The organism is Psychroflexus planctonicus, assembly GCF_014640195.1.
Taxonomy (GTDB): domain Bacteria; phylum Bacteroidota; class Bacteroidia; order Flavobacteriales; family Flavobacteriaceae; genus Psychroflexus; species Psychroflexus planctonicus.
On sequence record NZ_BMGM01000024.1, the window covers coordinates 1 to 1,874 of the forward strand.

Here is a 1,874-nt window from a genome sequence, read left to right on the forward strand (position 1 = left end):
TTGGGATTTAAGTTTCACCTGCATCAAAATTGGGATAATTTGCTTTAATAGTTAAATTATTTTATTTGAAAGAAGTTCTATGATATTTTGAATTGACAGCACAACTTGGTAAAACAAGATGTAAATTAAATTAGGCGTTAAGATTGATTAGCGCATGTTCCCTGAGAAGATTTCTTAATTTATGGTTAGAATTATAAAGATTATAACGATGAAGAGTTTGATCCTGGCTCAGGATGAACGCTAGCGGCAGGCCTAACACATGCAAGTCGAGGGGTAACGGGGTAGCTTGCTACTGCCGACGACCGGCGCACGGGTGCGTAACGCGTATACAATTTACCTTATACAGGGGAATAGCCCAGAGAAATTTGGATTAATGCCCCATGGTATTATAGATAGGCATCTATTTATGATTAAAGATTTATCGGTATAAGATGAGTATGCGTCCTATTAGTTAGATGGTAAGGTAACGGCTTACCATGGCGATGATAGGTAGGGGTCCTGAGAGGGAGGTCCCCCACACTGGTACTGAGACACGGACCAGACTCCTACGGGAGGCAGCAGTGAGGAATATTGGACAATGGGAGAGATCCTGATCCAGCCATGCCGCGTGCAGGAAGACTGCCCTATGGGTTGTAAACTGCTTTTATATAGGAAGAAAAAGGTATACGTGTATACTGTTGACGGTACTGTATGAATAAGGATCGGCTAACTCCGTGCCAGCAGCCGCGGTAATACGGAGGATCCGAGCGTTATCCGGAATCATTGGGTTTAAAGGGTCCGTAGGCGGGATAATCAGTCAGTGGTGAAAGTTTGTGGCTCAACCATAAAATTGCCATTGATACTGTTATTCTTGAGTTATTGTGAAGTGGTTAGAATGAGTAGTGTAGCGGTGAAATGCATAGATATTACTCAGAATACCGATTGCGAAGGCAGATCACTAATGATATACTGACGCTGATGGACGAAAGCGTAGGTAGCGAACAGGATTAGATACCCTGGTAGTCTACGCCGTAAACGATGGTTACTAGCTGTTCGTCTCAATTGCGAGATGAGTGGCTAAGCGAAAGTGATAAGTAACCCACCTGGGGAGTACGTTCGCAAGAATGAAACTCAAAGGAATTGACGGGGGCCCGCACAAGCGGTGGAGCATGTGGTTTAATTCGATGATACGCGAGGAACCTTACCAGGGCTTAAATGCATTTTGACAGGTCTAGAAATAGATTTTTCTTCGGACAATTTGCAAGGTGCTGCATGGTTGTCGTCAGCTCGTGCCGTGAGGTGTCAGGTTAAGTCCTATAACGAGCGCAACCCCTGTGGTTAGTTGCCAGCGAGTAATGTCGGGAACTCTAGCCAGACTGCCGGTGCAAACCGTGAGGAAGGTGGGGATGACGTCAAATCATCACGGCCCTTACGTCCTGGGCTACACACGTGCTACAATGGTGCATACAGAGAGCAGCCACTTCGCGAGGAGGCGCTAATCTACAAAGTGCATCACAGTTCGGATTGGAGTCTGCAACTCGACTCTATGAAGCTGGAATCGCTAGTAATCGCATATCAGCCATGATGCGGTGAATACGTTCCCGGGCCTTGTACACACCGCCCGTCAAGCCATGGAAGCTGGGGGTACCTGAAGTTCGTAGCCGCGAGGAGCGACCTAGGGTAAAACTAGTAACTGGGGCTAAGTCGTAACAAGGTAGCCGTACCGGAAGGTGCGGCTGGAATACCTCCTTTTTTAGAGCAGCATGTTAGTTATCGATAACTAATGTAAAGCGGCTATAGATTAGGGAAATTTAACAGGTGAATAGCTATGTTAATCTTAACCCGCTGTCAATTTAAAAATAAAGCTAAGCAAAGTCAGTGATGGCTTGCTTAGC

General features: G+C 45.8%; 1 rRNA gene. It reads left to right on the forward strand.

Annotated elements, in window-relative coordinates:
- The first annotated feature begins 205 nt into the window (after nucleotides 1-205).
- Nucleotides 206-1,731, forward strand: a 16S ribosomal RNA gene (locus IEV72_RS13550).
- The last annotated feature ends 143 nt before the right edge of the window (nucleotides 1,732-1,874 follow it).